Raw genomic sequence first — 26750 nt, forward strand, 5'->3', positions numbered from 1 at the left:
CTCACGGCTGCCCCTTTGAGCCCCACCCACACAGCACCGCACCTCTCACCTCCCCAGCCTCGTCGGTGGTCCTCCGCGTTGCTCCGGACCACCGACTCCCTCGCGTGTGCGACTCGCGGCCACCGAGGGCGGCCGCTCGCCGGCGCGCGCCGACCGCGGCGTTCGTTTGTTTATAAATAGAATCGGTACGGTCGCAGAATTCGTCGTTCGTCTCAGCTCCGGCGCCGCGACAGCAGGCCGTTGCGTCCGATCCGGAACTGCCGGAGCACGGAGAAGCGGTTGACCCACAGCTGGTACGCGCCCGTGAGGGCGAACGCGCCGAGCGAGAGGCTCGTCCAGAGGACCGGGTCGACCGCGGAGACGAGCGGGACGCCGAGCAGCGCCGCGAGGACGACGGTCAGCGACGCGACGCCGAGCGCGCGGTACAGCTCCGACCACGTCACGCCGCCTTTCGCGACGATCTCCGTGTACAGAGACACGTCCCGCGCGTGCCGCGAGAGCTCGATCGTCTGCGTCTCCCGGTCGTACTCGACCACACCCAGCTCCTCCAGCTTCGGCAGGTGCGTCTGGACGAGCGAGGTGTACACGCTCTCGCGGCACCGCTTCGGCGGCGGGCTCTCGCCCGTCTCGCGGCCCGCCACCAGCGTCGACAGCTCGTGAACCGTCACCACGCCGCCGACGCTCCCGAGCTGTTCGAGGGCGCGCCGACGGCGCTCGTTCGCGAGGATGGCGTACACCTGCTCCGCCGGAAGGACTTCGGTTCTGAGTTTCATGAGTGAGGGTCCGACGCTCCGCGCGGCACGGAGATCGGTCGTTGGCACTACATCTTCCGTTGAGGGGATATGTATGCGCTCGCTACCCGCATTCGGATCGTGTTTCGTGGTACCTCGACCCGGGATTCGGGCCCTCGAAACCGATAGCCCGCGTCCCCGCGAGCCCCGCGCCCTCGCTCCGATCGCCCTCGGCTTCGGGTCCGGTGCGGCAGGCGTCCCGTACCGCCCGCCGCGGTCGAAGTACGGGGTTCATGTCGCCGTTTTTGCCCAGAGTAGGGACGTCGAACCGCCGATCGAACGCGGCGTTTGACCGCGCGAACCGACCGTTCCACGGAATCGAACAGATCGTTCGACGGTGACGTGGCTGCGCGTAACTAGGTGGGTATCCCTCGGAGGGGAGAGTAACCGATTCGGTCAGCCCAGCGCGGACGGGGGGCGAGTCGGGGGAGAAAGCATGAGCCAAGACACAAACGACACAATCGGACTCTCGCGGCGCAAGCTGCTCGCCGGCCTCGGGGCCGTCGGCGTGGCCTCCGCGGGCGCGGGACTCGGTACCACGGCGTACTTCAACGACACGGAGACGTTCCAGGGCAACACGCTCACCGCGGGCGAGCTCGACCTGAAGCTGGACTACCGCGCAACGTACGCGGGCGGGACCGGGCGCATCGACGAGATCAACGGCTGGTATCCGGACTTCGACGTCGTCGAGGAGGAAGAGGGGGTCTACCTCATCGGCGAGGCCCCGAGCATCGACGAGCCTGACGCTTGGGAGGACGAAGTCCAGACGCGCGACTTCTGTCTGCCCGACGTGGGACTGGTCAACGGCGACGAGATTCCGGTCTTCGTCCTCGATGACGTGAAGCCCGGCGACTGCGGCGAGGTGACGATCAGCCTCCACATCTGTGACAACCCCTCGTGGGTGTGGATGAACGGCGAGCTCACCGAGAACGCCCAGAACGGGTACTCGGAGCCCGAGCTGGAGGCGCTCGCGGAGATGGGACTGGATACGGACGACTCCGACGGCGAGGGTCAACTCGCCGACGCCATCGACGTGACGATGTGGTACGACGAGAACTGTAACAACGTCCTGGACGCCGACGCCGAGGAAGCAGGAGATTCGGTGTGCGTTCAGCTCGTGATCGACACGTCCGGGTCGATGGGCGGCAGCCGCCTCGACAACACCAAAAGCGGTGCCATACAGCTCGCACAGACAGTCCTCGACGCGAACCCCGACAACTTAGTTGGGGTCACCGAGTTCGACAGCAGCGCGGACACCGTTCAGACGCTGACGGACGAGTTCGACGCCGTCGAAGACGCGATTAACGGACTGAACGACGGTGGCGGTACCAACGCCCAAGCCGGCGTGGACGAAGGACAGGCCGAACTCGAGAACTGCCCCCCCGACGAACGCGTGATGGTCGTGTTCGGCGACGGCGATATCAACACCGACGGCCAGGCCGCAAAAGACGCCGGAACCGATATCTACGCGATCGGCGTCGGCAACGCGAGCTTCGATGACCTCGAAGACCTCGCCAGCGTACCGCCGGAGGACTACGTGTTCTTCGCCACCGACGACGACGCGATCGAGCAGGTGTTCGGTCAGGTCGCCGAGACGATCACGGTCGGCGAGGAGATCATCTTCGAGGGTTCGCTCGCGGACGCGATGGCGGAGCTAGAAGCGGGAATCGCGCTCGACGGTAACCGGTCTGTCGAGGGTCGACAGCCCTACGAGGGCGGCCTCACCCAATGTATCGGCTTCGAGTGGTGCCTGCCGGCCGAGGTCGGCAACGAGGTCCAGACCGACTCCGTGGCCTTCGACCTCGGCTTCTACGCCGAGCAGTTCCGGCACAACGGCGACCCGCAGGTGACGTTCAACGGGACGCAGGCGAACAGCACCAGCACCGGAAACGTGTCCCAGTAGACACGCGACTCCGAGCGGGACACCCGCTCCCCCGGGCGACGCTCGCCCGGTTCCCGGTTCGGCGCCTTCGGGCGGCCGACGCGGCGGTTCGCGACCGCCGCCGGGAGTTCCCTTCGGGGATGATACACAATGAACGACGACAAAATCGGACTATCGCGGCGCAAGATGCTGGTCGGACTCGGTGCGGTGGGCGTGGCCTCCGCTGGCGCGGGCCTCGGCACCACGGCGTACTTCAACGACACGGAGTCATTCAACGGCAACACGCTGACGGCCGGCTCGCTCGACCTGTTCGTCCACGTCGACTACTCTGAGGATCAGGGCAGTTACGCGCAGTACTCGACGCCCCCGGGAAGCTTCATCAACGGCAACGTCGTGGGGCAGCTTGACGACGGCGAAATCGTCACGCAGGAGGGCGAGGGTCTGAGCATTCAGGTCTCCGACCTGAAACCCGGCGACTCCGGTGAGGGCGAGTTCTGTTTCTCGATCGTCGACAACCCCGCGTACATGTGGATGTGCGGCGAGGTGACCGCAAACGACGAGAACGGGCAGAATGAGCCCGAGATGGATTCGGGCGACGAAAGCACTGACGTGGGCGAACTCGCCGACGCGATGCAGGTGACCGTCTCGTACTGCACCGACGGCGACGAGGATGATGGCGAGGAGATCGTCTCCGGCTCGCTCGCGGACGTGATGAGCGCGCTCGACAACGGCGTACCGCTGTCGGGCGACGGAGACGCGGACGCGCCTATCGCGGACCGCCCCGCGTTCGAGGGCGTGGCTGCGCCCTTCGACGACGACAACGAGCCGGTGATCGCCGAGCAGTGCGTCTGCTTCGAGTGGGAGGTTCCCTTCGAGGTCGGCAACGAGATCCAGAGCGACTCCGTCGAGTTTGACTTCGAGTTCTACGCGGTGCAGTCGCGTCACAACGACGGGACGCACAACCCCTGCATCACCTCCCGCGAGGTCGAGGGCTTCGGCAAGTTAGACTACGATGACGCCGACGTACTGTGGGCCTCCAAGGCGCGCAACGGCGGCTCCAACACCTTCGAGCTGATCGTGGGCGACGACAACACGAACGCCGACACCGCTGACTACGACTTCGGCGGCAGCAGCTTCGACGGCGAGCTGACGGTCGCGTACGACGCCGACACCGGCGAAGCGACCCTCGAAATCGCGAACGGTACCACCGCTGACGTCAGCTACGCCGTCAGCAACGCCGCCGGCGACGTGATCTCCATCGTCGCGCGCGGCGACGACGCGAGCCACCTCGCGAGCGTCTCGAACGTCCGGGTCAACGGGAGCGCCCCGAGCGGCCCCGACGCGGTCGAAGCCGACGGCGCAGAGACCGTCTCCCTGCTGATCGAGGACGTTGACGCCAGCGCCGACTGGGAACTGACCGCGGACGTGGCGTTCGAGGGCCTGGACAACGACCCGAGCGCCTCGGACGAGAACCCCGCGGTGTACGTCGAGGTGATCGACGCGTAGGCGAACGCGCCGCGGCGGGGGGGGGCGCTCCCCCATCACCCACACCGGACCCGCGCGGGCGGCCGGAACGGCGGTTCGACTCCGCCGGTGGGACTTCCCTACGGGGAATTACACTCATGGAAAATAAAGACAACATCGACACGATCGGACTCTCGCGGCGCTCGATCCTCGCCGGCCTCGGCGCGGTCGGGCTGGCGTCGGCGGGCGCGGGCTTAGGCACCACGGCGTACTTCAACGACACCGAGTCGTTCGACGGCAACACGCTCACCGCCGGCCAGCTCGACCTCTTGGTCGACTGGCAGCAGACGTACGACTTCGGCGAGGGCCGCCACTTCGTCAGCGCGCACCCCGACCACGACGGCGACGGCGAGCAGTCGATCGCCGCCGACAACGACGCCGGCCAGATCAGGTACAGCGACTTCCCGGACGAGACCGACGATGACAGCAACGGAGCGAACATCCCCGTTCTGGACTGCGAGAACATCCCGCCGCTGTCGGAGGCGAAGTTCAACATCGACCCCGTCACTGGTGAGGAGATGGACAAGCTCGTCCAGCTCACCGACGTGAAGCCCGGCGACTCCGGCGAGATCACCTTCTCGCTGCACCTCTGTGACAACCCCGGTTACATCTGGATGCAGGCGGGCAACGTCAGCGACGACGGCGGCACCGAAACCGAGCCCGAACTAATCGTCGACCCCGATAACCTCGGCGACCTCGGCGACGCCATCCAGGCGACGCTCTGGTACGACGAGGACTGCGACAACGTGTACGACGGCGCGGAGCCGGTCGACATCATGCTCACGCTCGACTTCTCGGGCTCGATGCTGTACGACCAGTACGGCGGCGTCGTCAGCGACGACGACATCACCGTCGGCGGGACCACCTACTCCGAGACGACGAAGATCGACCTCGTCGAGCTCGGCACCCGCCAGTTCGTCAGCTACCTCCAGTCGCAGGGCTCGGACGTTCAGGTCGGCGTCGCGTACTTCGACGGCGATAACGACGGGAACCCGCGCGTGGGACTACTTGAGCCTCTGACGGTCGACCTCGACGACGTTGACGCGGCGCTCACCGGGCTCCGTCAGAAGCTCGCGAACGTCGTGAGCGGTCCGACGAACGACCCGAACGTCAACGAGGGGGATCCGGACCCGTTCTCCAACGCGAGCAACATCGCGACCGGGACGTACATTGGCGCAGGCGTCGATGTCGCGCAGGAAGAACTCACCGACAGCGGCCGGAGTGGCGCGGAAAAGCGCAACATCGTCCTCTCCGACGGTGAGTCGTTCAACGGCTCCGGTGGCTCTTCGTTCGCCTCTCCGGAAGATGCTGCGACCAGCGCGCGCTTAGGGCCGGGCGGAGAGATTCCCCCGTCGCCGCCTTCAGTCGAAACCGACGTCTACACGATCAACGTCGACGGCAGCGCCGCCACGCTACAGGCGATGGCGGGTCCGGCCGGCGGGTCGGGCGGCGACCCGACGTTCTTCAACGACGTCAGCGATCCGCTCAACATCCCATCGGTGTTCGGGAACCTCGCGGCGCAGACCGGACAGGAGAAGGTCATCATGGACGGCTCCCTCGCGGACGTGCTCGACGCGCTCGAGGACGGCGACGGGATTCCGCTCGACGGGAACCGGTCGACGCCGTACGACGAGTTCGACGACGACCCCGCCGACGCAAACCGCGAGCCGTTCGCGGGCGACGGCGTGATGCACTGCGTCGCGCTCGAATGGGAACTGCCGTTCGACGTGGGCAACGAGGTCCAGGGCGACACGCTCGGCTTCGACCTCGGCTTCTACACCGAGCAGGCGCGCCACAACGACGGGGCGGGACCCCAGTCGGCCTGATCCGATCGCGGCCGGGACGAACGACCGCCGTTCGCTTCGATGCGATCAGACCGGTATGAGGCCCGTACCGCGCAGGTACGGCCGTCGGTCCGCCCGGGTAGGGCGCGCATACATACCAGCGCGGTCAGCGTAGGAGAACCATCGACGACACGGCCGTTCGGAGCCGCAACGACGAATAATGACACAAAAGGAATCGAAACTCACGCGGCGGGAGGCACTCGCGGGCGTCGGAGCCGTCGGCTTCGCGACCCTCGGGGCCGCCTCCGGACGGCGAACGGGAACAGACAGCTGGGGTGAGTATACGGACTACACCTACGCGCAGACCGACCAGCCGTGGGACCTGCTCGTCGGCTGGCGGCGGACCGAGAACGGGATGGTCGTCGATTCGAGCCCGACGGACGCCGAAGACGACGTCGAGGCGGCCGGAATCCGTCTCGTCGACGTCGACAACGCCCTGCCCCACGACACCGGGACCGCGAGCGTGGGCCTCCGCTTGGAGGACCCCGCGGGCGTAGCGCCCGACGGCGTCCGGGTGTGGCTGAAGATCGGCCCGGCCCTCGACGGCCCCGACGTGAGCGCGGTCGACCGCGCGCTCGCCGACCGCATCCGGCTGGAGGTCCGGTACGACACCGGCCTCCTCGGGGTCGGCGCGTGCGCGGGCGCCGAGAGCGACTTCGCCGGCTACGGCGAGCTGATCGCCGCCGGCACGCTCGCGGAACTCAACGCCGACCCGGTGGCGACGGGGATCGAACTCGATCCCACGCTGCTCGGGAACGGTTGTCTCACGACCGAGGAGCGCCGCTGTCTGACCTTCACCTGGGAGTTCGACGGGGAGGACGGTAACGCCGGACAGGGCGGTGCCGTCGACTTCGACGTGCGGTTCGCCGCCGACGAGTGCGGCTCCGAGGGGAACCCCTTCGACCAGAACGAGACGACCGGAGACACCAGTGAGGGGCCACTATGACCCCCGGAAACGACGCGGGACGGCGCCCGAGCCGCCTGAGCCGGCGCCGGCTCCTCGCGAGCATCGGCGGCGTCGGCGCCGTCGGGATGGCGAGCGGCCTCGGGACCGGCGCGTACCTCTCGGACCGCGAGACGTTCCCGGGCAACGCCTTCGGCGCCGGCGAGGTCGAGCTGGTCGTGGACACCGCGATCTCCGACGGGACCTTCGCGGTCGACGTGTCGGGAATTGGACGCGGCCCGGACAAGAGGGCCTCCGACTCGTTTAATGTCGAAGTTCGGACGAACCCCGCCAGGGTCTGGCTCGCGGCGAAGTGTCCCACGGTCAACGACGACCTTTCGGACGCCCTCGAAGTCGACGTCCGCGTGGACGGGAGTTCGATCACGGGCGGGTTCCGCTCGTTCGCCACGGTCGCTGCCGAACTCGTCGACGGCGAACGGATCGACACCGGCTGTCTCGATCCCGAGAGTCCGATCGAGGTCGAGGTCTTCGCGGAGCTCCCCGTCGACGCGCCGGATTCGCTGTCTGGACAAAACACTTCACTCTCGTTCCGGCTGTACGCCGAGCAGTGTCGCCACGTCTCCGAGGCGGACGCGGCGGGGTCGAACCCCTTCGCCGACCGGGTCTGTGAGGAGTCGGAGAACGAGTGCCTCGCGTGCGACGACGAGTTCGGGAAGGCGGAATTCGGCGACTCGCCGGTCGCGGTCGGGGACACGCTCTCGCTGATCGAACTCCCCGCGGGCGCGGACGGTCACGAGATCGCTATCACCGCGGTCGAGACGAAAGACGAGGGGGGCAACGCCGAAACGGTCGGCGTCGAGTTCACCCTCCAAGACGCCGACGGGAACCCCCGACCGGACATGTGCAAGGTCGAGATCAAGGGCGGGCAAGAGACCGAGTCCTACGAGATCGACCCGGCGTCTCCGGAGACGGGTAAGATCGTGTTCGCGCCCCTGAAACCCGACAAGGACAAGCGACACGGGATCAGCAACATCGTCGTCTTCGTCTGTTCCGATTCGGGCGACGGCGACGACCCCGACGAGGACGAGACGGTCGACTGCGTCGTCTGCGACGACGAGAACGCCTCGCTCGCGACGCTCGACGTCCGCTACCGCGGCGACGACGAGCCGTCGGTCACCGTCGTCTCGACGAAGGGGGGCACCGGCGGGACGCTCTTCGAGGGCACGGTCGCCGACGGGGACGTGTTCACCCTCGACGGGAGCGACGTGACTCGGAGCGGGAACAACGGCAACGGAAACGGCGGCGGCCAGACGGACAGACTCGGTCCGGAGGTCGAGATACGGGTCGAGGGCGGAGCGACGACCCCGATCCACGTGAGCTGCTCGGAGCTGCTCGCGGTCGGGATGCGGTTCGGACCCGACGACGAGTTCGAGATCGCGGGCGGAACGACCACTGACGAGAGACCGATATGCGGCACGGAGGCGAACTGATGACACAACTACTCACATCACCACGGACGAAACGCGCGGCGAACGTACTCGGGATCGTCCTACTGATCGCGCTCGTCGCGCCGTTCGCGGTGTACGCCGCGCCCGAGATCGTCGGCGCCGACGAGAGCTTCGTCGTGCTCACGGCGAGCATGACGCCCGCCATCGCGCCGGGCGACGTGGTGATCGTCGCCGATCGCGACCCGACGACGGTCGTCGACGGCGACGTGATCACGTTCATGCGCGGCACGAGCGAGGTGCCGGTGACGCACCGCGTGATCGACGTCGTCGGCGAGGGCGGGACCCTCGCCTTCGAGACGATGGGCGACGCGAACGAGGGGCCGGACCCGGGGCTCGTCCCCGCCGGGAACCTCGTCGGCGTGGTCGCGCTGACGATCCCGTACATCGGGTACGTGATCCAGTTCGCGGGCACGCAGGCCGGATTCGTCGCGCTGGTGCTGCTCCCGTTCGGCCTGCTCGCGGTCACCGAGGTCTGGTCGATCGTTCGCGGCCGCGAGGAGGCGGACGGGGGGTCGGACGCGCCGGACTCGCCTGACGCGACGGCCGACGGAGTCGTCGACGCGGACGCGACCGCGGCGCCCGTCACCGCGGCGTCCGCCGGGACCGACGCGGCAGGCGTCGAGACCGCCGAAACCGACGTGACGCCCGCAGAGACCGCCGCGACCGGTTCCACGGGAGTCTCCGTCGACGCGGTCGGCGGGGCGGCGGCGGTGTTGCTGGTGTTCGCGCCGTACGCGACCTACGTCGCGGTCCAGCTCCGCACCGCCGCGGCCATCGCGGTCGCGGTCGCGGCGGCGACGCTGCTGCTCGGCGCGCTCGCGACGTGGGTGCCGGCAAGCGGCGTCCTCGACCGGAACCGACCGAGCGCTGAGGCGGCGGACGACGACACGGCGAGCGACCGCGCGGAGAGCGGCGATACCGCGGACGACGGGGCGGATGACGACTACGTGGCGAGCGCCGAGAGCGGAGCGGAGGGGGCCGAGCGCGGAGCGGAGGGGGCCGAGCGCGGAGCGGAGGGCGACGACGGAACGACTGACCCGGTCGATCCGTCGGGATCGGTGGCAGTGACGGACGGGTCCGGGGCGCGTCAGTCGCCGTCGACGACCCCACCGTCACAGCCGGACCGCGCCGGGGAGGTGGACTGATGGCCGTGAACCGCGGCCTCGTCGGCCTCGTCGCCGTCGCGGTGCTGGTGTGGGGAGTCGCCTTCGGCGGCGGCCTCACGCTCGCCGTGCTCACGTCGAACGCGACCGTGACGACGACGTTCGAAACGGTCGGGGAGTTCGCCCCGATCGAAGCGTCGCCGGACGGCGATCTCGGGACGTCGGCGCTCTCGGTGGAGAACGGGTCGACCACGACCGTGCCCGTGGACAACTCGACGGAGAACTCGGTGAACGCGAACGCGTCGGCTCACGAGACCGTCTCGGTGCCGCCGGGCAACGAGACCTCCTCGAACTCGGGGAACGTTTCGGATTCGGGCAACGAAACTGCGCTGCCCGAGACCGAATCGGGTCCGGACGATGAGCTCGCGCCGGACGACGAGCCGAAGACGGACGATGAGCTCGCGCCGGACGACGAGCCGAAGACGGACGACGAGCCGAAGACGGACGATGAGCCCGCGCCGACGGGAGACGAACCGACGTTCAAGCGGAACGTTCCGGATCCTGCGGAGAAGGGGTCTGAAACGACCGGTTCTGACGCCGCAGCGTTCGCTCCGACCGGGGTGTGAGCGTGAGTTCGCTGATCGGGCTGCGGGGGTCCGAACCGAAACGCGGCGGTGGGGCGTGCGCTCGCCGGCCTCCGCCCGGGACGAAGCTCGGGGTGCTGCTGTTGTTCCTCGCGCTGTTCCTGATCCTGCTGCTCGCCGGTCTCGTTCGCGGTATCGGATGAACGCTCCCGGACTCCGGGTTTCGTCGGCGGGGTTATGTACCGGACTGACGAAGTTCTCCGCAAACGCATGGTCGCTCTCGACGCGTTCGCGTTCGTCTTCGTCGCCGGGCTGATCACGGCCCTCGCGACCGGGATCGGCGCGCTGCCGTTCTTCTTTTTCGACTCGATCAGCGACCGAGGGAACGTGGCGCTGTGGGGGTTCTCCTCGGGGATCATGCTCTCCGCGTCGCTGTTCGGGCTCGTCCGGGAGGGGCTCGCCGAGGGGACGCCGGTCGAGATCGGGATCGGCCTGGCCGCGGGCGTCGTCCTGGTCGTCGTCGCGCACGACGTGCTGTTGGACGCCGACATCGACCCGCGAGAGTACGAGGAGGCGGACTTCAAGAAGCTCGTGTTGATCCTCGGCGTGCTGACCGTCCACAGCTTCCCCGAGGGGGTCGCCGTCGGCGTCTCGTTCGCGGACCTCGGGCTGGCGGGCGGGGCCTCGCTGTTCGGCTTCGCCGTGCCGCTGCTCGCCGTGTTCATGACGGTCGCGATCTCGATCCACAACGTCCCCGAGGGGACCGCGATCTCGATTCCGCTGCGGGCGATGGGCGTCTCGAAGTGGAAGATGGTCTGGTGGTCGGTGTTCTCCAGCCTCCCGCAACCGATCGGCGCGGTCCTCGCCTTCGCGTTCGTCCGGTACGCCCGCGAGTTCCTCCCGTACGGCTTCGGCTTCGCCGCCGGCGCGATGATCTACCTCGTCGCCACCGAGTTCATCCCGGAGGCGCTCGAGACCGGCGCGGCGCTCCCCCGCGGCGGGAAGCCCGTGCTCGCGGGCGGGATCGCGCTCGGCGTCGTGCTGATGCTCCCGCTCAACTTCATCTGAGCGCCTCCGGTCGACCGTCGACGGCGCGTTCGACTCACCGACCGTCGTCGAACGCCGTCGGGTTCACCGCGCCCGGCCCGTCGCCCACGTCGTAGCCGCGGCGGATCGCCGTTCCCATCTCGTCGACCGCGTCCGCGACGGCCCCGCGCAGGGGTTCGCCGCGCGCCAGCCGGGCCGCGATCGCGCTCGACAGCGCGCAGCCGGAGCCGTGCGTCGCGTCGGTCGCCACGCGGGGGTTCTCGATGCGGACGACGGTCGGGTCGGTCCCCGCCTCGTCGTCGTCGCCCGCCTCGTCGCCGTCGCCCGCCTCGTCACCCTCCCCTCGGCCGCCGATCACGAGCGTGTCGACGACCCGATCGCCGTCACCGCTCAGGTGTCCGCCCTTCACGAGCGCGGCGCCGGCCCCGCGGGCGACGAGCTCCCGCCCGGCCGCCTCGGCGTCCGCCGGCGTCTCGACCGGCTCGTCGACGAGGACCGCCGCCTCGTCGGCGTTCGGGGTGACGAGCGTCGCGCGCTCGATAACCCCCTCGTAGGCCTCCTCGGCGGCCGGCGAGAGCAGCCGGTCGCCGGTCGCCGCGACCATCACCGGGTCGACGACGACCGGGGCCGAACAGCGGGCGAGCAGCCCGGCCGCGGTCTCGACGATCGGCGCCGTGGCCAGCATCCCCGTCTTCACCGCGCCGACGTCGAAGTCCTCGATCACGGCGTCGTACTGGCTCGCCACGTGGTCGGCCGGAACGGCGTGGACGTCCTCGACGCCCCGGGTGTTCTGCGCCGTCGTGGCCGTCACGACCGCGGTCCCGAAGACGCCGTGGGCCGTCATCGCTTTCAGGTCCGCCTGGATCCCCGCCCCGCCGCCGGCGTCGCTGCCGGCGATCGTCAGCGCGACCGGCGGGGAGACGGGGTCGCGATCGCGTGCCATATACTGGTTGTACCACTTGGTAATATTAAGTCGTGGCGATCGCCGCCGCCGAACGCCCTTTGCCGTTCGCCGTCGAACCGGGGGTATGTCGAACGCTCACTCCGACGACGCGGCCGGCGGCGATCCGGCCGACGACCCGACCGAGTCGATCACCGTCTACTCCGACTACGTCTGCCCGTTCTGCTACCTCGGGCGGCGGTCGCTCGCCGAGTACCGGGAGACGCGCGAGGAGCCGCTCGCGGTCGACTGGCACCCGTTCGACCTCCGTGCCGGCAAGCGGAACCCCGACGGCACCGTCGACCACGAGGTCGACGACGGGAAGGGCGACGAGTACTACGCGCAGGCCCGCGAGAACGTCCGGCGGCTCCAGGAGCAGTACGGCGTCGACATGGCTCAGGAGATCGCGACCGACGTCGACTCGCTGCCCGCCCAGCTCGTCTCCGTGCACGTGAAAGAGACCGCCCCCGAGGCGTGGCCCGCCTTCGACGACGCGGTGTTCGCGGCGCTGTGGCAGGCGGGGCGCGACATCGGCGACCGCGAGGTGCTCGCCGACATCGCGGCGGACGTCGAGGGGCTCGACGCCGAGGTCGTCGACGTCGCGCTCGGCGACGACGACCTCCGCGAGCGCGTGACCGAGCTGTTCGACGCGGCGCGGCAGCGGGGGATCACCGGCGTGCCGACGTTCGCCTTCGACGGGCACGCGGCCCGCGGCGCGGTGCCGCCGGAACAGCTCGAACGGCTCGTCGAGGGCGCCTGAGCTACGCGTCGACGGCGGCGGTGTCGCCGCTGATCTCGCCGTCGGCCTCCTCCTCCTCGCCGACGATCCGGCACGAGAGGTAGACGGAGCCGAGCGCGAGCGCGATCCCGCCGATCACGTCGGTGAGCCAGTGTATCCCGAGGTACATCGTCGCGATCACCACCGACGTCGAGATCCACACGGCGACCGGCGTCCACAGCGGGTACTCATCGCGCGTCATGACGGCGAACGCCGCGACGGTCACCGACAGCGACGTGTGAAGCGAGGGAAAGACGTTCGCGGCCTCGTTCACCTCGCTCGTCAGCGCCGTGAACTCGGGGTTGTACGTGAAAAGCAGCGACGTCCCGACGTCCAGATTCCGCGGGCCGTGCGCGAACACGACCGTGTAGAGCGCGAGCCCGATCGCGTAGTTGAGGGCGTACGCGACGAGCAGCCGCCGCAGCGTCTTCGTCCGCGGAAGCGCGATGTACGCGAGGAAGGGGAACGAGAGCAGGAACGCGTATCCGTACACGTACACCGACGAGAAGTACATCGTCAGCTCGGGCGTGGCGTACGTCTGCTGTATCCACTCGACGAAGTCCCCCTCGACCGCGTAGATCAGTCCCGTCAGTCGCAGCCCGAACAGCTCCGAGACCGTCTGGAGCGAGCTCCGGCCGACCGCGCTCGCGAGCAGCACCGCGCAGAGCGCGGCGAACTCCCGCCGCGCGTCCGACAGGCGCGACGCGACGTCGTCCCGAAGCCCACGGATTCGACTCGGCCCGATTATTACCGCCGCGGCGACGAGTATCCCGCCGCCCACCCACAGCGCGAGCGAGCCGAGGACCGACGCGAGCCAGGTCATTCCCCCCTGGACAGCAGGCGTCCTCCCTCGTCGAACCGGTACCCCGCGTCGCGGAACAGCTCCTTCGCCTCGTCGGTGTCGATAGACCCCGACTCCCCGACGAACGGGTACACGGGATCCGTCTCCCTGTCGTCCCACGAGAGATCGGTCGGCACCCACTCGGAGGAGGCCGCGAGCGGCGACGCCGCCGGTCGGGCGTACCCGTCGAACGCCTCGTCGATCAGCGTCTCCTTGTCGATCAGCGACGCGATCACGGCCCGGAAGCGCGGGTTCGACAGGGGTGCCCGCCGCGCGTTGTATCCCACGTGGTAGAACCCGCCGGAGAGCCCGGTCACGAGCCGCGTGTCGGCGTCCCGCCCGATCCGAGGCACCGCGTCCGGGCCGAGGTTCGAAACGGTCGCGTCCGCGAGCCCGTCGCCGACCGCCGCCACCGCGGCGATGTCCGACGGCGACACCTCGATCCGCAGGCGCTCGAACGCCGGCTTCCCGCGGAACCGCTCCGGGACTCCCGCCGCGGGATCGGCCTCGTCCCGCGTCGAGTCCGCGCGGGCGAGGAAGTGGTCCGGGTTCCGATCGAAGACGACCGATTCCTCCGCCGTCGCCTCGGCGAACCGTATCGGCCCGCTCCCGACCGGGTCCCCGTTGTTCGACACCACCGCCTCGGTCGTCTCCACGTCGAACTCGAAGCCGGCGATCGTCGCGACGTCGGTCCGCTCCGACCAGACGTGTTCCGGCAGGATCGGGACCTGGAGCGCCCGGACCGCGACCGCGTCGTTCACGTCGTCGATCGCGAGCTCGACCCGCCCGTCGCCGACGACCGTCGCCGACCGGACGACCGAGCTCCGGCCGCGGAACCGCGGCGTCGGAACCTCCGTATCGAGGGACCCCATCGAGGTGTCGCGGAGGAACTCGTAGGTGAACGCCACGTCGCCCGCGGTCACCGGCTCGCCGTCGTGCCACCGGGCGTCTCGGAGGTCGACGACGACCGTCTCCTCGTCGACCCGTTCCCAGCCCGACGCGAGCCAGGGGATGACCTCCCCGCGGTCGACGAGCGCGAGTTGGTCGTACAGCAGCGACGTGAAGGTCCCGTCGCGTCGGTACTCGGCCGCGATCGGGTTCCAGTTCTCCGTGATCTGATCGTCGGTCGTGACGAGCCGAAGGACGGCGTCGCCGTCGGCGGTCTCCTCGTCCGCGGTCTCCTCCTCCGCGGTGGCGTTCTCGGCGGTCCCGGCGTCGCCGTCGTCAGCCGTTCCGTCCGTCGTCTCCGCGCGGTCCAGTCGCAGGAGCGCGCCGGGCGACAGCGGCTGTCGGTTCGTCCACCCCTCGAACCGATCCTCGCGGACCGCGCTGAGCGGGTCCGGAAACGCGACGACGGTGAACGGCTGCAGCTCGCAGAGCGAGCGCTGGAGCTCGGCCACCGCGTCGCGTCGCTCCCGCCCTTCGACCCGTCGCTGGCGTTCGAGCTGGTCGTCGACGCCGTTGATGTCGGTAAATCCGAACGGGTTCTGGCGGCCGGCCTCGGCGACGAACCGCGAATGGGTGAACGCGTACATCGCGTCCGGGTCGAACGGCTCCGACTCCAGGAACTGCCCGACGTAGACGTCGAAGCCCTGGTTGATGAGTACCTTCCGCCAGAGGTCGGTCCGGCTCAGGGTGTTGATCCGGGCGTCGACCCCCACGGCGTTCAGGTTCTCGGCGAGGTGCCTGGCGATCCGGATCGCGTTCGGGTCCCTGTCGGCCGGCGCCGTGTCGATCTGCAGCGTGAGCTGGGAGGGCCTGTTGCGCCCCGCGATGTTGCGGGTTCGACCGAGACAGCCGGCGCTCAGAGCCCCCAGACCGATCCCCGCGAGCGCCTCCCGCCGGCTGACGTGGCGGTTCATTCGTCCCTCACTCTTTCGTCGCCCGCCTATATCTCTTCTGTGGTGGCCTCGTACCGCACCGACCGGCCGATTCGGGGAGTCAGCCCCGATTTCGGCCTCGATCGCTTCAGACCTCGATCGCTTCAGATCACGTCCGCGAGCGGGAGCGCCAGTCCGACCGCCCACGCGAGGAGGCCCGCGACGAGGACGGGTCGATCGTCCGCCGCGCGCCCGACGGCGACCACCCCGACCGCCGCAAGCAGCGCGATCCGGTGGACGACGAGGGCGGGCGGCACCGCGACGCCGAGCGCGGCGAAGTCGAGCACGAACCCGGTCCCGAGCCCGGCGGCGACGGCGAGCGCGACCGCCGCCGGGTCGCACTCGCGCGACCGCGCGACTACGAGCGCCGGCACCCCGCCCGCGAGGACGAGGTACAGCGGGCCGGCGATCGCCTTCGGGGGAACGCTCGGATACGCGAGTTCCAGCCCGACGCCGGCGGCCCGCACGCCGACGACGACGGCGCCGAGAGCGGCCCCGAGCACCGCGGCGTCGGCGTGTTTCGTCGCCTCCCGTCGGGCCCGCCGCGCGAGGTCGACGGCCGCCGCCCGGGTCCGGCGCCCGAGCAGTGCGCCCGCGACGGTCACGAGTGACGCCAGCTCGATCACCGACAGCCAGCCGTCGCTCCACCCGCCCTCGATCCCGCGGTGCTCCCGGCGCACCTCGGCGTCGACCCGCCCGTGGATGAACTCGTCTTCCAGCCGGACCGCCGGGTCGTCGATCCCGGGGACCGTGTGGCGGAGCCGGAACCAGTCGTAGTACTCCTCGTGGGCCTGTATCGCGGTGTACTCACCGTCCGGGGACTCGTACGCCCGAACGTGGTCGCGAACGCCGAGGTACGCCCCGTCGTGGAGCTCGAACGTCTCCGTCAGCCAGACCCCGCCGGCGGGTCCCTCGACGTAGCCGTACCGCGTCGAGCTGCGGGCGTCGGCCCAGTCGCGCTCGACGAACGCCCGCACCCGCTCGGCGTCGGCGGTCGTCTCCGACTCGATCCCCTCGGTCTCCTCCCAGTCGGCCTCGGTTCCCCCCTCGATCGCCGCGCGCGTCGTCTCCGCGTCGGCGTGCACCACGACGTTGATCGCGAGCGTCCGCCCCTCGACCGACGCGCTCCGGCTCGTGTACGGCCACAGCCGGTAGTCGCCGTCGACCGCGATGAGCGACTCCTCCGGGACCGTCGCCGACGGTTCCCCCGCGGGCGGTCCGGCGAAGGCGCCGGAGAGCGCCAACCCGACCGCGACGACGACGAGGAGTCCGACGACCACCGTCGCTCGCTTCATGGCCGCTTCGAGGGCGTCCGCATAAAAACGCCTTCGGGTGGGGGCCGGCGCGGTTCGCCCTCCCTCGCACCGGCCGCGACCGGCCTCACCAGGTCTCGACGAAGCCGTCGCGCACGTCCTCCGCGCAGCCCTCGCAGTCGGGGTGGCCCGCGTCGAAACACGAGGGGCGCCCCTCGGCGTCGACGGCGACCGCCCGCCGCTCGGCGTGCCGCCGACAGACGATCCGCGCCCGTCCGTCCTCGTCGGTCGGGAGGTCGTACCGCTCCGCCCCCGCGGTGTCGTCGTCGGGGTCGTCCTTTCCCTCGGTGTACGCCCGCCGCGCCTCCTCGAACTGCTTGCCCGCCTTGCGGAGCTGCTGGCGGATGACGCGTTCGAGTCGGTCGTCCATAGGGACCGTACCGGCGCGTCGGATATAGGTCCGTTGGCGAATGCGAGGTTGATCGGTCCGCGGGCGGCGGACCCGTCGTGAGGGGTTCGTAAATCGTCGCCGTCGCGGTGGACTCCTTAGAAGTCCCAGTCTCCCGCTTATAAATAATCGACTGTAGATCTAGAGCGAACACGTCCGAAGCCCCAGCCGTGAGGTGCACGCACGCTCGCTGCGCTCCTCGTCACTCGCTCCGCTCGTTCCTGCGGTGCTTGCGTCGTCATCAGAACGCTCCGCGTTCTGATTGGCTCACGAGAGCGGAGCTCTCGTGAACGCCTCCGCGCACCTCACGGCTGCCCCTTTGAGTCCCGCCCCGCACCGCAACCGCACCGCAGCCTCGCGCCTCCCCAGCCTCGTCAGTCGCCGGAGCGAAGCGACGGCGACTGACTCCCTCGCGCTCGGTTCGCGCCCTCACGGGCGCTCACCGGCGCGCCACCGCCATCGTTTATTTTCATTCGACCCTGATACGTGCGGACGCTTCACGCGGTATCGTTCCACTCGAAACGAAGCCCGCGCGTGGCGTACGGGCGTCTGACGCGGCCGGCCGTCGAAACCGCGAAACCGCCGGAAGCGGCCCGTCAGCGCGTCGGAGACGACCACTTTCACCGTGGTTGCGGGATTTTTAATACCGTGAGGAACCAATCGCCGTACGCCTCCCATTGAAACAAGACCGGAGGCGGAGACACCCCATGAGCGAACTGCGACAGGAAGCGGAAGCGATAGCGGAACAGTTCTCGGACCACTTAGACGTGGACGCCGACGAGGTCGAGGAGCGGCTGGAGAACCTCGTCAACGAGTACCGCGTCCCCCTCGACGAGGCGCGCCGGAGCGTCACCAACAGCTACCTCGAAGACGCCGGGATGGAGCGCGACGAGCTCGGCCGCGGCGGCAGCGAGTCCGTCTTGGTCGACGAGATCGACGAGGACGAGCAGTGGGTCGACCTGCGCGTGACGCTCGTCGACCTCTGGGAGCCCCGCAGCGACTCGATCTCGCAGGTCGGGCTCCTCGGCGACGAGTCGGGCACGATCAAGTTCGTCGCCTTCGAGACCTCCGACCTGCCCGAGCTGACGGAGGGGCAGGCGTACGAGCTCTCGAACGTCGTCACCGACGAGTACGAGGGCAGCTACTCGGTGAAGCTCAACCGGACGACTCAAATCACCGAGATCGACGAGGAGATCGAGGTCGGCGACAACGCCGACACCGTCGAGGGCGCCTTGGTCGACATCCAGTCCGGCTCCGGGCTGATCAAGCGCTGTCCCGAGGACGACTGCACGCGCGTCCTCCAGAACGGCCGGTGCTCCGAGCACGGCCAGGTCGAGGGCGAGTTCGACCTCCGGATCAAGGGCGTCCTCGACGACGGCGAGACCGTCACCGAGGTCATCTTCGACCGCGAGGCCACCGAGAAGCTCACCGGCATGGGACTCGAGGAGGCCAAGGACATGGCGATGGACGCGCTCGACACGACTGTCGTCGCCGAGGAGATGGCCGACGACGTGCTCGGACGGTACTACCGCGTCACCGGCCCCACCTTCGGCCGGTACGTCCTGGTCGACGAGATGGAGGACCCCGGTGCCGTGGACGTCGAGAGCGCGCTGATCGAAGCGAGGTCGATCTAACATGAGTCAATCCGCACCCACCCGAGAGGTCGCCCGGCGCGTGTTCGCGAGCGAGTTCAACGACGCCGGCTACACGTTCACCGAGTCCGACGACGAGCGCGCCCCCGTCTACGCGCTCCTCCCGACGGGCGAGTCCTCGAACCGCGTGTTCTTCGTCGGCACCCTCACCGAGAAGGAGGACGTCGGCGAGGACAGCGAGTACTGGCGCGGCCGCATCGTCGATCCGACGGGCACGTTCTTCGTGTACGCCGGCCAGTACCAGCCCGAGGCCGCCTCCAAGCTCCGCGACCTGGAGCCGCCCGCCTACGTCGCAGTCGTGGGGAAACCCCGGACGTACGAGACCGACGACGGCACCGTCCGGGTCTCCGTCCGCCCCGAGTCGATCACCGAGGTCGACGCCGCCACCCGCGACCGCTGGGTCGCCGAGACGGCCACGCGGACGATCGAGCGCGTCGCCGCGTTCGACGACGACGGGAACGAGTACGCGCGGATGGCCCGCGAGGAGTACGACCTCGACCCCCAGACGTACAAGGCCGCCGCGCTGTCGGCGCTGGAGGACCTCGACGAGGGCGACGAACTCGCCGGCGACGCCGCGGACGAGGACCGCGCCGACGGCGACACCGCCGGCGACGCGACGGATCCGGCCGGAACGCCGGAGCCCTGACCGGCGGCGGCCGACCGCCCAGACGGACCGATCGGGCGCTTTAGGTCCGTAACGCCCGCTATTTCCCCCTTTTCGTGGCACCGTCTGACAAACGCTTAAGTAGATAGCGCGACCACCGTTCCGGCAATGGGCAACAAGAACAAGACGATCTCGTTCCGCGTCAACGAGGACGCGTTCGAGGCGCTCCGAGACATCGCCGAGGAGCGGGACATCTCGCTGTCGGCGGTGTTCCGGGACTACGTGGACACGCTCGTTGCCCACGACGGACAGGTCCGCGCCGTCCCGGAGGCGGAGCTCAAGAGCGCGGGCGAGCCCGGCGAGTCGTTCCCCCCGCGCGTCGAGGTCCCGAAGAGCTTCATCCGCGAGCACGAGCGGCTGGAGCTGGAGGCCGACCACCTCCGCGAACAGCTGGACGAGTACAAGCGGTACGTCAATCACCTCCGCGAGCAGCTCGACGACGACGGGGAGGACGTGATCCACCTAGAGGACCTCGACGGCGAGCGCGACGACCGCGGCGAGCGCGACGAACCCTCCTTCCGGCTCGGGTGATCTGCCGCCCCGACGGCCGCCGTCTTCGCCCCGACCGATCCCGCCGAGCCGCGGCGTCGCCTCCGGCCGCCGGTTCCGCTCCGATCGATCCCGCCGAGCCGCGGCGTCGATCTCTCGGAAAACCTTCCCGTTTGTCCGTTACTGTTCGTGGAAACCGCCGAGTCGACGAAAATATTGCCGCCCCTGACGAGATTTGTTCAAAAACGTCCGGTTCTCTGGGAATCTGATGGACAGTTTCTCAGCGCGCCCACCGATTTCTGATTATAATAAACTATGTACGAAAACGATATTACCCGGGCGGCGAACCGTTCTGACATGAACAGGTGGGTTCCACGGTGAGCGTATTCGACAGGGCGTACGACGACCCGGTCCGCGTGATCGACGAGGACGGCGAGGTCGTCGGCGACGTCCCCGATCTCGACGACGGGGAACTCGTCGAGATGTACCGGCACATGCGGCTCGCGCGTCACTTCGACGGCCGGGCGGTGAGCCTCCAGCGACAGGGGCGGATGGGGACGTACCCGCCGCTGTCGGGACAAGAGGGGGCTCAGATCGGTTCCGCGACGGCGCTCGCCGAAGACGACTGGATCGTTCCCTCGTACCGCGAGCACGGCGCGGCCCTGGTCCACGGGCTCCCGCTGAAACAGACCCTCCTCTACTGGATGGGCCACGAGTCCGGCAACAAGGCGCCGGCGGACGTCAACGTCTTCCCGGTCGCCGTCCCCATCGCGTCGCAGGTGCCCCACGCCACGGGCGCGGCGTGGGCCGCGAAGCTCCGCGGGAGCGACGAGGCCTTCCTCTGTTACTTCGGCGACGGCGCGACCAGCGAGGGCGACTTCCACGAGGGCGTCAACTTCGCCGGCGTGTTCGACACGCCGACCGTCTTCTTCTGTAACAACAACCAGTGGGCGATCTCCGTGCCCCGCGAGCGGCAGACCCGGAGCGCGACGCTGGCGCAGAAGGCGGAGGCGTACGGGATCGACGGCGTGCAGGTCGACGGGATGGACCCGCTGGCGGTGTACGGCGTCACGACGGCCGCACTGGAGAAGGCGCGCGACCCGGAGACGGACCGGCCGCGCCCGACGCTGATCGAGGCGGTGCAGTACCGGTTCGGCGCGCACACGACCGCCGACGACCCCACCGTCTACCGCGACGACGACGAGGTCGAGCGCTGGAAGGCGAAGGACCCGATCCCGCGGCTGGAGGCGTACCTCCGCTCGGAGGGGATCCTCGACGACGAGCGGGTCGCGGAGATCGAGGCCGCGATCGAGGAGCGCGTCGCCGACGCGATCGACGCGGCGGAGGCGGCCGCGCGGCCGGACCCGAGCGAGCTGTTCGAGCACGCGTACGCGGAGCTCCCGCCCGAGCTGGAGCGGCAGTACGAGGAGTTCGCGGCGTTGCGGGAGACGCGCGGCGACGAAGCGTTCCTGGAGGAGTAAATGAGCGACACACAGAACCTCACCGTCGTACAGGCGGTACGTGACGGGTTGTACAGCGAGATGCGCGAGGACGACGACGTCCTCGTGCTCGGGCAGGACGTCGGGAAGAACGGCGGCGTCTTCCGGGCGACCGAGGGCCTCTACGACGAGTTCGGCGGCGACCGCGTCGTCGACACCCCGCTGGCGGAGTCGGGCATCGTCGGCTGCGCGGTCGGCATGGCCGCGATGGGGCTCCGCCCGGTCCCGGAGATCCAGTTCTCGGGGTTCATGTACCCCGGCTTCGACCAGATCGTCTCCCACATGGCGCGGTTCCGCGCCCGGAGCCGGGGCCGGTTCACCCTCCCGATGACCCTGCGCGCCCCCTACGGCGGGGGGATCCGCGCGCCGGAGCACCACTCGGAGTCGAAGGAGGCGTTCTACGCCCACGAGGCCGGCCTCAAGGTCGCCATCCCCTCGACGCCGTACGACGCGAAGGGGCTGCTCGCGGCGTCGATCCGCGATCCCGACCCGGTCGTCTTCCTCGAACCGAAGCTCATCTACCGCGCCTTCCGCGACGAGGTGCCCGAGGAGCCGTACACGGTGCCCCTCGGCGAGGCCGCGACCCGCCGCGAGGGCGACGACGTGGCGGTGTTCACCTACGGCGCCATGACGCGTCCGACGCTGGAGGCCGCCGAGAGCCTCGCCGAGGAGGGGATCGAGTGCGAGGTCGTCGACCTCCGCACCGTCTCTCCGCTGGACCGCGAGGCGATCGTCGACGCGTTCGAGCGCACCGGTCGCGCGGCCGTCGTCCACGAGGCGCCGAAGACGGGCGGGCTCGCCGGCGAGATCACGGCGATCATCCAGGAGGAGGCGCTGTTGTACCAGGAGGCGCCCGTGAAGCGCGTCACCGGATTCGACGTGCCCTACCCGCTGTACGCGCTGGAGGACTACTACCTCCCGACCGCGGCGCGGATCGAGGACGGCATTCTGGAGGCGGTCGAGTTTTAAGATGGCTCCCGCGGAGATCCACCACATGACAGTCCCGGAGGTCGACGCATGACGGTCGAGGAGTTCAGACTGCCGGACGTCGGCGAGGGCGTCGCGGAGGGCGAGTTGGTGTCGTGGCTCGTCGCCCCCGGCGACCGCGTCGAGGAGGACCAGCCGGTCGCGGAGGTCGAGACCGACAAGGCGCTCGTCGAGGTCCCGTCGAGCTACGACGGGACCGTCGAGGAGCTGTTCGTCGAGGAGGGGGAGATGGTCCCGGTCGGCGACGTGATCATCTCGTTCCGCGTTGACGGCGCGGAGGCGGACGCGGACGACTCCGGCTCCGCCGACGAGGGGGCCGTCGACGAGACGAGCCCCGACGCGAGCGAACCGGAAGCGGCAGACGAGTCGGCGCCGGCAGACGAGTCGGCGCCGGCAGACGAGTCGGCGCCGGCAGACGAGTCGGCGCCGGCGACCTCGTCCGGCCGGACGTTCGCGCCGCCGTCGGCCCGTCGGCTCGCCCGCGAGCTGGGCGTCGACGTCGCGGCCGTCGACGGGAGCGGTCCCGGCGGCCGCGTCACCGAGGCCAACGTGAGAGCGCACGCCGAGGCAGCCGACGAAGACGCCGCGAGCGGCGGCGGCGACGCGCCCGAACCGCGGCCCGCGCCGACCCCGACAGATGTCGACTCCGGCGACCGGAAGTCCGCCGTGCGCAAGCGCGGCGAGGGGGGCACCGCCGAGCCCTCGGTGACCGCCGATGCCGGGTCGGCGCCCGAGCCGGCCGGTCGCGACACGACGCTCGCGACGCCGGCGACCCGGAAGCTCGCCCGCGACCTCGACGTCGACATCGACGATGTGCCGACCGACGAGACCCGTGACGGCGAGGCGTTCGTCACGGGCGAGGACGTGCAGGCGTACGCGGACGCCCCGGAGTCGGAGACGGCCGAACCGGAACCCACGCCCGAACCGGTCGACGTCGACGCGGGCGCGGAGCCCGCCGCGAGCGATACCGCCGCCGACCGGGCCGCCGCCGCGACCGAGACGGGCGCGTCCGCCGGCGACGAGACCGTTCCCTACCGGGGCGTGCGCCGCACCATCGGGGAGCAGATGGAGCGGTCGAAGTTCACCGCGCCGCACGTCACCCACCACGACACCGCCGAGGTCGACGCCCTCGTGGCGGCGCGCGAGGAGCTGAAGCCGAAGGCGGACGCCGAGGAGGTGAAGCTCACCTACATGCCGTTCGTGATGAAGGCGATCGTCGCGGGGCTGAAAGAGCACCCCTATCTCAACAGCGAACTGCGCGAGGACGACGGAGAGATCGTTTTGAAAAAGGAGTACAACCTCGGGATCGCGGTCGCGACCGACGCCGGGCTGATGGTCCCCGTCGTCGACGACGTCGACGAGAAGGGGATCTTCGAACTGGCCGCGGAGGTTCGCGACCTCGCCTCCCGCGCCCGCGATCGCAAGCTCAAGCCCGCCGAGATGAAGGGGAGCACGTTCAGCGTCACCAACTTCGGCGCCATCGGCGGCGAGTTCGCCACGCCGATCATCAACTACCCAGAGACCGCGATCCTCGGGCTCGGCGCCATCGAGGAGCGCCCCGTCGTCCGCGACGGCGAGGTCGTCCCGGCGCCGACGTTACCGCTGTCGCTGTCGATCGACCACCGCGTCGTCGACGGCGCGGTGGCGGCCGAGTTCGCGAACACCGTAATGGAACACCTTGAACAACCGCTGCTGCTGTTGACTCAATAATGGTCGTCGGAGACATCGCAACCGGAACGGAGGTACTGGTGATCGGCGGCGGACCGGGCGGCTACGTCGCCGCCATCCGCGCCGCACAGGAGGGGCTCGACACGACGCTCGTCGAGCGCGACGCGTACGGCGGCGCCTGTCTGAACCGCGGCTGTATCCCCTCGAAGGCGCTGATCACGGGGAGCGGGCTCGCTCACGAGGCGGGCAACGCGGAGTTCATGGGCGTCCACGCGGACCCCGCCGTCGACATGGGGAAGATGGTCGAGTGGAAGGACGGCGTGGTCGATCAGCTGACGAGCGGCGTCGAGAAGCTCTGTAAGGCGAACGGCGTCAACCTCGTGCCCGGGACCGCCTCCTTCGTCGACGAGCACACGGCCCGCGTCGCGCACGGCGGCGAGGGGCAGGGCTCCGAGTCGATCGAGTTCGAGCACGCGGTCGTCGCCACGGGCTCCCGCCCGATCCAGATCCCCGGCTTCGACTTCGCCGAGGACCACGTTTGGACCTCCGCCGACGCGCTCGACGCCGACACGGTCCCGGACCGACTCGGGATCGTCGGCGGCGGCTACATCGGGATGGAGCTGGCGACCGCGTACGCGAAGCTCGGCGCCGACGTGACGGTCGTCGAGATGCTGGACGACATCCTCGACCCGTACGAGGACGACGTGAAGCGGATCGTCCGCAAGCGCGCCGAGGAGCTCGGCGTCGAGTTCGGCTTCGGCGAGGGCGCGAGCGAGTGGTCGGAGGCCGCCGACGGCGGCTACCTCCTCCACACGGAGACGGACGAGGGCGAGGAGTCGAGGTACGGCGTCGACAAGATCCTCGTCGCGGTCGGCCGCCGACCCGTCACCGACGGGCTCGACCCGGAGAACGCCGGGATCGAGACGGACGACCGCGGGTTCATCGAGACGGACGACCGGACGCGGAGCGCGGTCGACCACGTCCACGCCGTCGGCGACGTGGCGGGCGAGCCGATGCTCGCGCACGCGGCCTCGAAGGAGGGGATCGTCGCCGCCGAGGTGATCGCCGGCGAGCCGGCCGCGCTCGACCAGCAGGCGATCCCCGCGGCCGTCTTCACCGACCCCGAGATCGGGACGGTGGGACTGACCGAGAGCGAGGCCGAGGCGGAGGGGTTCGACCCGGTCGTCGGCGAGATGCCGTTCAACGCCTCCGGCCGCGCGATGACGACGGGTCACACCGAGGGGTTCGTCCGGCTCGTCGCCGACGGGGAGACCGGCTTCGTGCTCGGCGGGCAGATCGTCGGGCCGGAGGCCTCCGAGCTGGTCGCCGAGGTCGCGCTCGCCATCGAGATGGGCGCGACGCTGGAGGACGTGGCGGCGACGGTCCACACGCACCCCACGCTCGCGGAGGCGGTGATGGAGGCCGCGGAGAACGCCCGCGGACAGGCGATCCACACGCTGAACCGGTAGGAGCGAGGCGTCCGAGCGGACGCCGATCGCGCGGTTCCGTTTCAGGGAGACGCGTCGTAGCCCGCCTCGCTCACCGCGGCCACGAGCGCGTCCGGATCCGCGTCGCCCTCGACGGTCGCGGACGCGCTCTCGCGGTCGGCGGTCGCTCCTTCGACGCCGGCGACGCCCTCCAGCGCTTCCTCGACGCTCTGCTCGCAGTGGTCACACGACATCCCTTCGACGGTGAGCGTTCGGCTCATGGTACCCGCTCGTACGTGTGGGAGACGTTTTTCGCTTGTCGCTTCGCGACCGGGGATATCTGTTCATTCTGACTTCGGAATCCGAAGCGAATCCGGGTAACTGTCTTGTATCGCGAGGCCGTCTCTCGCGACATGAGAGACCTCGACGAGACGGACTTGGAGATCCTCTCGCTGCTGGCCGAGGACGCCCGGCGCCCGTACAGCGAGATCGGCGACCGCGTGGGGCTCTCGGGGCCGGCGGTCTCGGACCGCGTCACGCGGCTGCAGGAGACCGGCGTCATCGAGGGGTTCACGGTCGACGTCGACCGCACGAAACTGCGGGCCGGCGTCCCCGTGCTGATCGACGTGGAGCTGCCGCCGAACCGCCCCGAGGCGCTCGGCGCGGCGCGGGACCGCGTCCGCGAGGCCGACGCCGTCGAGCACGTGTTCGTCACGGCCGAGGGCGATCTGCGCGTGTACGGTCGGGTCGAGGGGCGGAACGTCCGGGAGTGGGTGCAGGGGCTGCTCGAGGGGGTCGCCGTCGAGGAGTACGCGGTCACGCTGGTCGACGAGTTCGAGTGGACGCCGTCGATCGAGGGCGTGGAGTTCGCGCTGACCTGCGCGGAGTGTTCCAACACCGTCGATAGCGAGGGCGAGACGGCCCGAATAGACGGCGACGTCTATCACTTCTGTTGCCCGTCCTGCCTGTCGCGGTTCCGAGAGCGATACCAGCGGCTGGAGGAAGGGGCGTGATAGGGTGCATGAGCGGGTGACCGC

Annotated in this window: 25 protein-coding genes; 18 read left to right on the forward strand and 7 right to left on the reverse strand. The window is 69.6% G+C overall.

What is annotated here, in order from left to right; translation table 11 throughout:
• Positions 1-212: 212 nt before the first annotated feature.
• Entirely contained in the window at positions 213-773 is a 561-nt protein-coding gene (locus DJ81_RS09115) for a hypothetical protein (protein WP_094589392.1), read from the reverse strand.
• A gap of 454 nt (positions 774-1227) precedes the next feature.
• On the opposite strand from DJ81_RS09115, the gene DJ81_RS09120 reads away from it, so the two are divergent.
• The 9 genes from DJ81_RS09120 (at position 1228) to DJ81_RS09155 (ending at position 11208) form a co-directional block, all read left to right on the forward strand.
• Entirely contained in the window at positions 1228-2694 is a 1467-nt protein-coding gene (locus tag DJ81_RS09120) for a VWA domain-containing protein (RefSeq protein WP_094527674.1), read from the forward strand.
• Between the two features lie 129 nt (positions 2695-2823).
• Complete coding sequence (locus DJ81_RS09125; RefSeq protein WP_094527673.1) at positions 2824-4179, forward strand: SipW-dependent-type signal peptide-containing protein; 1356 nt, start codon at positions 2824-2826, stop codon at positions 4177-4179.
• 116 nt (positions 4180-4295) lie between these two features.
• Positions 4296-6023 carry a SipW-dependent-type signal peptide and vWA domain-containing protein gene (locus DJ81_RS09130; RefSeq protein ID WP_094589394.1) on the forward strand — a complete coding sequence of 576 codons (1728 nt, stop codon included), beginning with the start codon at positions 4296-4298 and terminating at the stop codon, positions 6021-6023.
• A 178-nt stretch (positions 6024-6201) separates the two neighbouring features.
• Positions 6202-6987, forward strand: a complete 786-nt coding sequence (locus DJ81_RS09135; protein WP_094527671.1) for a hypothetical protein — start codon at positions 6202-6204, stop codon at positions 6985-6987.
• Positions 6984-8435: a SipW-dependent-type signal peptide-containing protein gene (locus DJ81_RS09140; RefSeq protein WP_094589396.1), complete on the forward strand. Its 1452-nt coding sequence runs from the start codon at positions 6984-6986 to the stop codon at positions 8433-8435. The genes DJ81_RS09135 and DJ81_RS09140 overlap by 4 nt, the downstream gene beginning before the upstream one ends.
• Positions 8435-9598 carry a signal peptidase I gene (locus DJ81_RS09145; RefSeq protein WP_094589398.1) on the forward strand — a complete coding sequence of 388 codons (1164 nt, stop codon included), beginning with the start codon at positions 8435-8437 and terminating at the stop codon, positions 9596-9598. Before DJ81_RS09140 ends, DJ81_RS09145 begins: the two co-directional genes overlap by 1 nt.
• Entirely contained in the window at positions 9598-10182 is a 585-nt protein-coding gene (locus DJ81_RS09150; RefSeq protein WP_094527668.1) for a hypothetical protein, read from the forward strand. The genes DJ81_RS09145 and DJ81_RS09150 overlap by 1 nt, the downstream gene beginning before the upstream one ends.
• Before the next feature lie 2 nt (positions 10183-10184).
• Positions 10185-10343, forward strand: a complete 159-nt coding sequence (locus DJ81_RS19190; RefSeq protein ID WP_158217299.1) for a hypothetical protein — start codon at positions 10185-10187, stop codon at positions 10341-10343.
• Between the two features lie 67 nt (positions 10344-10410).
• Entirely contained in the window at positions 10411-11208 is a 798-nt protein-coding gene (locus DJ81_RS09155; protein ID WP_094525427.1) for a ZIP family metal transporter, read from the forward strand.
• A 34-nt stretch (positions 11209-11242) separates the two neighbouring features.
• Here the strand turns inward: DJ81_RS09155 and thiD are convergent, their stop codons facing one another.
• Positions 11243-12130 (reverse strand): bifunctional hydroxymethylpyrimidine kinase/phosphomethylpyrimidine kinase, encoded by an 888-nt coding sequence (gene thiD / locus DJ81_RS09160; protein WP_094589400.1) that lies wholly within the window; start codon positions 12128-12130, stop codon positions 11243-11245.
• An 85-nt stretch (positions 12131-12215) separates the two neighbouring features.
• Between thiD and DJ81_RS09165 the strand changes: the two genes are divergently transcribed.
• The gene (locus DJ81_RS09165; RefSeq protein WP_094589402.1) at positions 12216-12887 is read left to right on the forward strand and encodes a DsbA family protein; all 672 of its coding nucleotides are present in this window, start codon (positions 12216-12218) and stop codon (positions 12885-12887) included.
• A gap of 1 nt (position 12888) precedes the next feature.
• On the opposite strand, the gene DJ81_RS09170 is transcribed toward DJ81_RS09165, so the two are convergent.
• The 4 genes from DJ81_RS09170 to DJ81_RS09185 all read right to left on the reverse strand — a co-directional run bounded on the left by DJ81_RS09170 (position 12889) and on the right by DJ81_RS09185 (position 17309).
• Positions 12889-13728 carry a phosphatase PAP2 family protein gene (locus tag DJ81_RS09170; RefSeq protein WP_094527665.1) on the reverse strand — a complete coding sequence of 280 codons (840 nt, stop codon included), beginning with the start codon at positions 13726-13728 and terminating at the stop codon, positions 12889-12891.
• Positions 13725-15608, reverse strand: coding sequence for an ABC transporter substrate-binding protein (locus DJ81_RS09175; protein ID WP_094527664.1), 1884 nt, complete (start codon positions 15606-15608; stop codon positions 13725-13727). Before DJ81_RS09175 ends, DJ81_RS09170 begins: the two co-directional genes overlap by 4 nt.
• 122 nt (positions 15609-15730) lie before the next feature.
• Positions 15731-16921 (reverse strand): hypothetical protein, encoded by a 1191-nt coding sequence (locus tag DJ81_RS09180; RefSeq protein WP_094525432.1) that lies wholly within the window; start codon positions 16919-16921, stop codon positions 15731-15733.
• Positions 16922-17006: 85 nt separating this feature from the next.
• On the reverse strand, positions 17007-17309 hold the full coding sequence (locus DJ81_RS09185; RefSeq protein WP_094525433.1) for a hypothetical protein: 303 nt from the start codon (positions 17307-17309) through the stop codon (positions 17007-17009).
• A 725-nt stretch (positions 17310-18034) separates the two neighbouring features.
• On the opposite strand from DJ81_RS09185, the gene DJ81_RS09190 reads away from it, so the two are divergent.
• The 7 genes from DJ81_RS09190 to lpdA all read left to right on the forward strand — a co-directional run bounded on the left by DJ81_RS09190 (position 18035) and on the right by lpdA (position 25755).
• Complete coding sequence (locus DJ81_RS09190; RefSeq protein ID WP_094527662.1) at positions 18035-18961, forward strand: replication factor A; 927 nt, start codon at positions 18035-18037, stop codon at positions 18959-18961.
• A gap of 1 nt (position 18962) precedes the next feature.
• A complete protein-coding gene (locus DJ81_RS09195; protein ID WP_094525435.1) occupies positions 18963-19625 on the forward strand; it encodes an RPA family protein in 663 nt (220 codons plus the stop codon).
• 126 nt (positions 19626-19751) lie between these two features.
• Positions 19752-20174 (forward strand): CopG family transcriptional regulator, encoded by a 423-nt coding sequence (locus tag DJ81_RS09200; protein ID WP_094527661.1) that lies wholly within the window; start codon positions 19752-19754, stop codon positions 20172-20174.
• Between the two features lie 335 nt (positions 20175-20509).
• Complete coding sequence (gene pdhA / locus DJ81_RS09205) at positions 20510-21613, forward strand: pyruvate dehydrogenase (acetyl-transferring) E1 component subunit alpha (protein ID WP_094525471.1); 1104 nt, start codon at positions 20510-20512, stop codon at positions 21611-21613.
• Positions 21614-22600 carry an alpha-ketoacid dehydrogenase subunit beta gene (locus DJ81_RS09210; RefSeq protein WP_094525437.1) on the forward strand — a complete coding sequence of 329 codons (987 nt, stop codon included), beginning with the start codon at positions 21614-21616 and terminating at the stop codon, positions 22598-22600.
• A gap of 48 nt (positions 22601-22648) precedes the next feature.
• The gene (locus DJ81_RS09215) at positions 22649-24328 is read left to right on the forward strand and encodes a 2-oxo acid dehydrogenase subunit E2 (RefSeq protein WP_094589404.1); all 1680 of its coding nucleotides are present in this window, start codon (positions 22649-22651) and stop codon (positions 24326-24328) included.
• Positions 24328-25755 (forward strand): dihydrolipoyl dehydrogenase, encoded by a 1428-nt coding sequence (gene lpdA / locus DJ81_RS09220; RefSeq protein WP_094589406.1) that lies wholly within the window; start codon positions 24328-24330, stop codon positions 25753-25755. Before DJ81_RS09215 ends, lpdA begins: the two co-directional genes overlap by 1 nt.
• Before the next feature lie 41 nt (positions 25756-25796).
• Here lpdA and DJ81_RS09225 read toward each other — a convergent pair whose 3' ends face one another.
• Positions 25797-25994 carry a heavy-metal-associated domain-containing protein gene (locus DJ81_RS09225; protein WP_094525440.1) on the reverse strand — a complete coding sequence of 66 codons (198 nt, stop codon included), beginning with the start codon at positions 25992-25994 and terminating at the stop codon, positions 25797-25799.
• A 132-nt stretch (positions 25995-26126) separates the two neighbouring features.
• Between DJ81_RS09225 and DJ81_RS09230 the strand changes: the two genes are divergently transcribed.
• Positions 26127-26726: an AsnC family transcriptional regulator gene (locus DJ81_RS09230; protein ID WP_094527658.1), complete on the forward strand. Its 600-nt coding sequence runs from the start codon at positions 26127-26129 to the stop codon at positions 26724-26726.
• Positions 26727-26750 lie beyond the last annotated feature (24 nt).

It is taken from the genome of Halorubrum sp. Hd13, from assembly GCF_002252755.1.
In the GTDB taxonomy this organism is placed as follows: Archaea; Halobacteriota; Halobacteria; order Halobacteriales; family Haloferacaceae; genus Halorubrum.

Excerpts from the sequence above, each read along its gene's own strand:
- DJ81_RS09115 (WP_094589392.1), bottom strand. The coding sequence starts at position 773 with ATGAAACTCAGAACCGAAGTCCTTCCGGCGGAGCAGGTGTACGCCATC.
- DJ81_RS09120 (WP_094527674.1), top strand. The coding sequence starts at position 1,228 with ATGAGCCAAGACACAAACGACACAATCGGACTCTCGCGGCGCAAGCTG.
- DJ81_RS09125 (WP_094527673.1), top strand. The coding sequence starts at position 2,824 with ATGAACGACGACAAAATCGGACTATCGCGGCGCAAGATGCTGGTCGGA.
- DJ81_RS09130 (WP_094589394.1), top strand. The coding sequence starts at position 4,296 with ATGGAAAATAAAGACAACATCGACACGATCGGACTCTCGCGGCGCTCG.
- DJ81_RS09135 (WP_094527671.1), top strand. The coding sequence starts at position 6,202 with ATGACACAAAAGGAATCGAAACTCACGCGGCGGGAGGCACTCGCGGGC.
- DJ81_RS09140 (WP_094589396.1), top strand. The coding sequence starts at position 6,984 with ATGACCCCCGGAAACGACGCGGGACGGCGCCCGAGCCGCCTGAGCCGG.
- DJ81_RS09145 (WP_094589398.1), top strand. The coding sequence starts at position 8,435 with ATGACACAACTACTCACATCACCACGGACGAAACGCGCGGCGAACGTA.
- DJ81_RS09150 (WP_094527668.1), top strand. The coding sequence starts at position 9,598 with ATGGCCGTGAACCGCGGCCTCGTCGGCCTCGTCGCCGTCGCGGTGCTG.
- DJ81_RS09155 (WP_094525427.1), top strand. The coding sequence starts at position 10,411 with ATGGTCGCTCTCGACGCGTTCGCGTTCGTCTTCGTCGCCGGGCTGATC.
- thiD (WP_094589400.1), bottom strand. The coding sequence starts at position 12,130 with ATGGCACGCGATCGCGACCCCGTCTCCCCGCCGGTCGCGCTGACGATC.
- DJ81_RS09165 (WP_094589402.1), top strand. The coding sequence starts at position 12,216 with ATGTCGAACGCTCACTCCGACGACGCGGCCGGCGGCGATCCGGCCGAC.
- DJ81_RS09170 (WP_094527665.1), bottom strand. The coding sequence starts at position 13,728 with ATGACCTGGCTCGCGTCGGTCCTCGGCTCGCTCGCGCTGTGGGTGGGC.
- DJ81_RS09175 (WP_094527664.1), bottom strand. The coding sequence starts at position 15,608 with ATGAACCGCCACGTCAGCCGGCGGGAGGCGCTCGCGGGGATCGGTCTG.
- DJ81_RS09180 (WP_094525432.1), bottom strand. The coding sequence starts at position 16,921 with ATGAAGCGAGCGACGGTGGTCGTCGGACTCCTCGTCGTCGTCGCGGTC.
- DJ81_RS09185 (WP_094525433.1), bottom strand. The coding sequence starts at position 17,309 with ATGGACGACCGACTCGAACGCGTCATCCGCCAGCAGCTCCGCAAGGCG.
- DJ81_RS09190 (WP_094527662.1), top strand. The coding sequence starts at position 18,035 with ATGAGCGAACTGCGACAGGAAGCGGAAGCGATAGCGGAACAGTTCTCG.
- DJ81_RS09195 (WP_094525435.1), top strand. The coding sequence starts at position 18,963 with ATGAGTCAATCCGCACCCACCCGAGAGGTCGCCCGGCGCGTGTTCGCG.
- DJ81_RS09200 (WP_094527661.1), top strand. The coding sequence starts at position 19,752 with ATGGGCAACAAGAACAAGACGATCTCGTTCCGCGTCAACGAGGACGCG.
- DJ81_RS09210 (WP_094525437.1), top strand. The coding sequence starts at position 21,614 with ATGAGCGACACACAGAACCTCACCGTCGTACAGGCGGTACGTGACGGG.
- DJ81_RS09215 (WP_094589404.1), top strand. The coding sequence starts at position 22,649 with ATGACGGTCGAGGAGTTCAGACTGCCGGACGTCGGCGAGGGCGTCGCG.
- lpdA (WP_094589406.1), top strand. The coding sequence starts at position 24,328 with ATGGTCGTCGGAGACATCGCAACCGGAACGGAGGTACTGGTGATCGGC.
- DJ81_RS09225 (WP_094525440.1), bottom strand. The coding sequence starts at position 25,994 with ATGAGCCGAACGCTCACCGTCGAAGGGATGTCGTGTGACCACTGCGAG.
- DJ81_RS09230 (WP_094527658.1), top strand. The coding sequence starts at position 26,127 with ATGAGAGACCTCGACGAGACGGACTTGGAGATCCTCTCGCTGCTGGCC.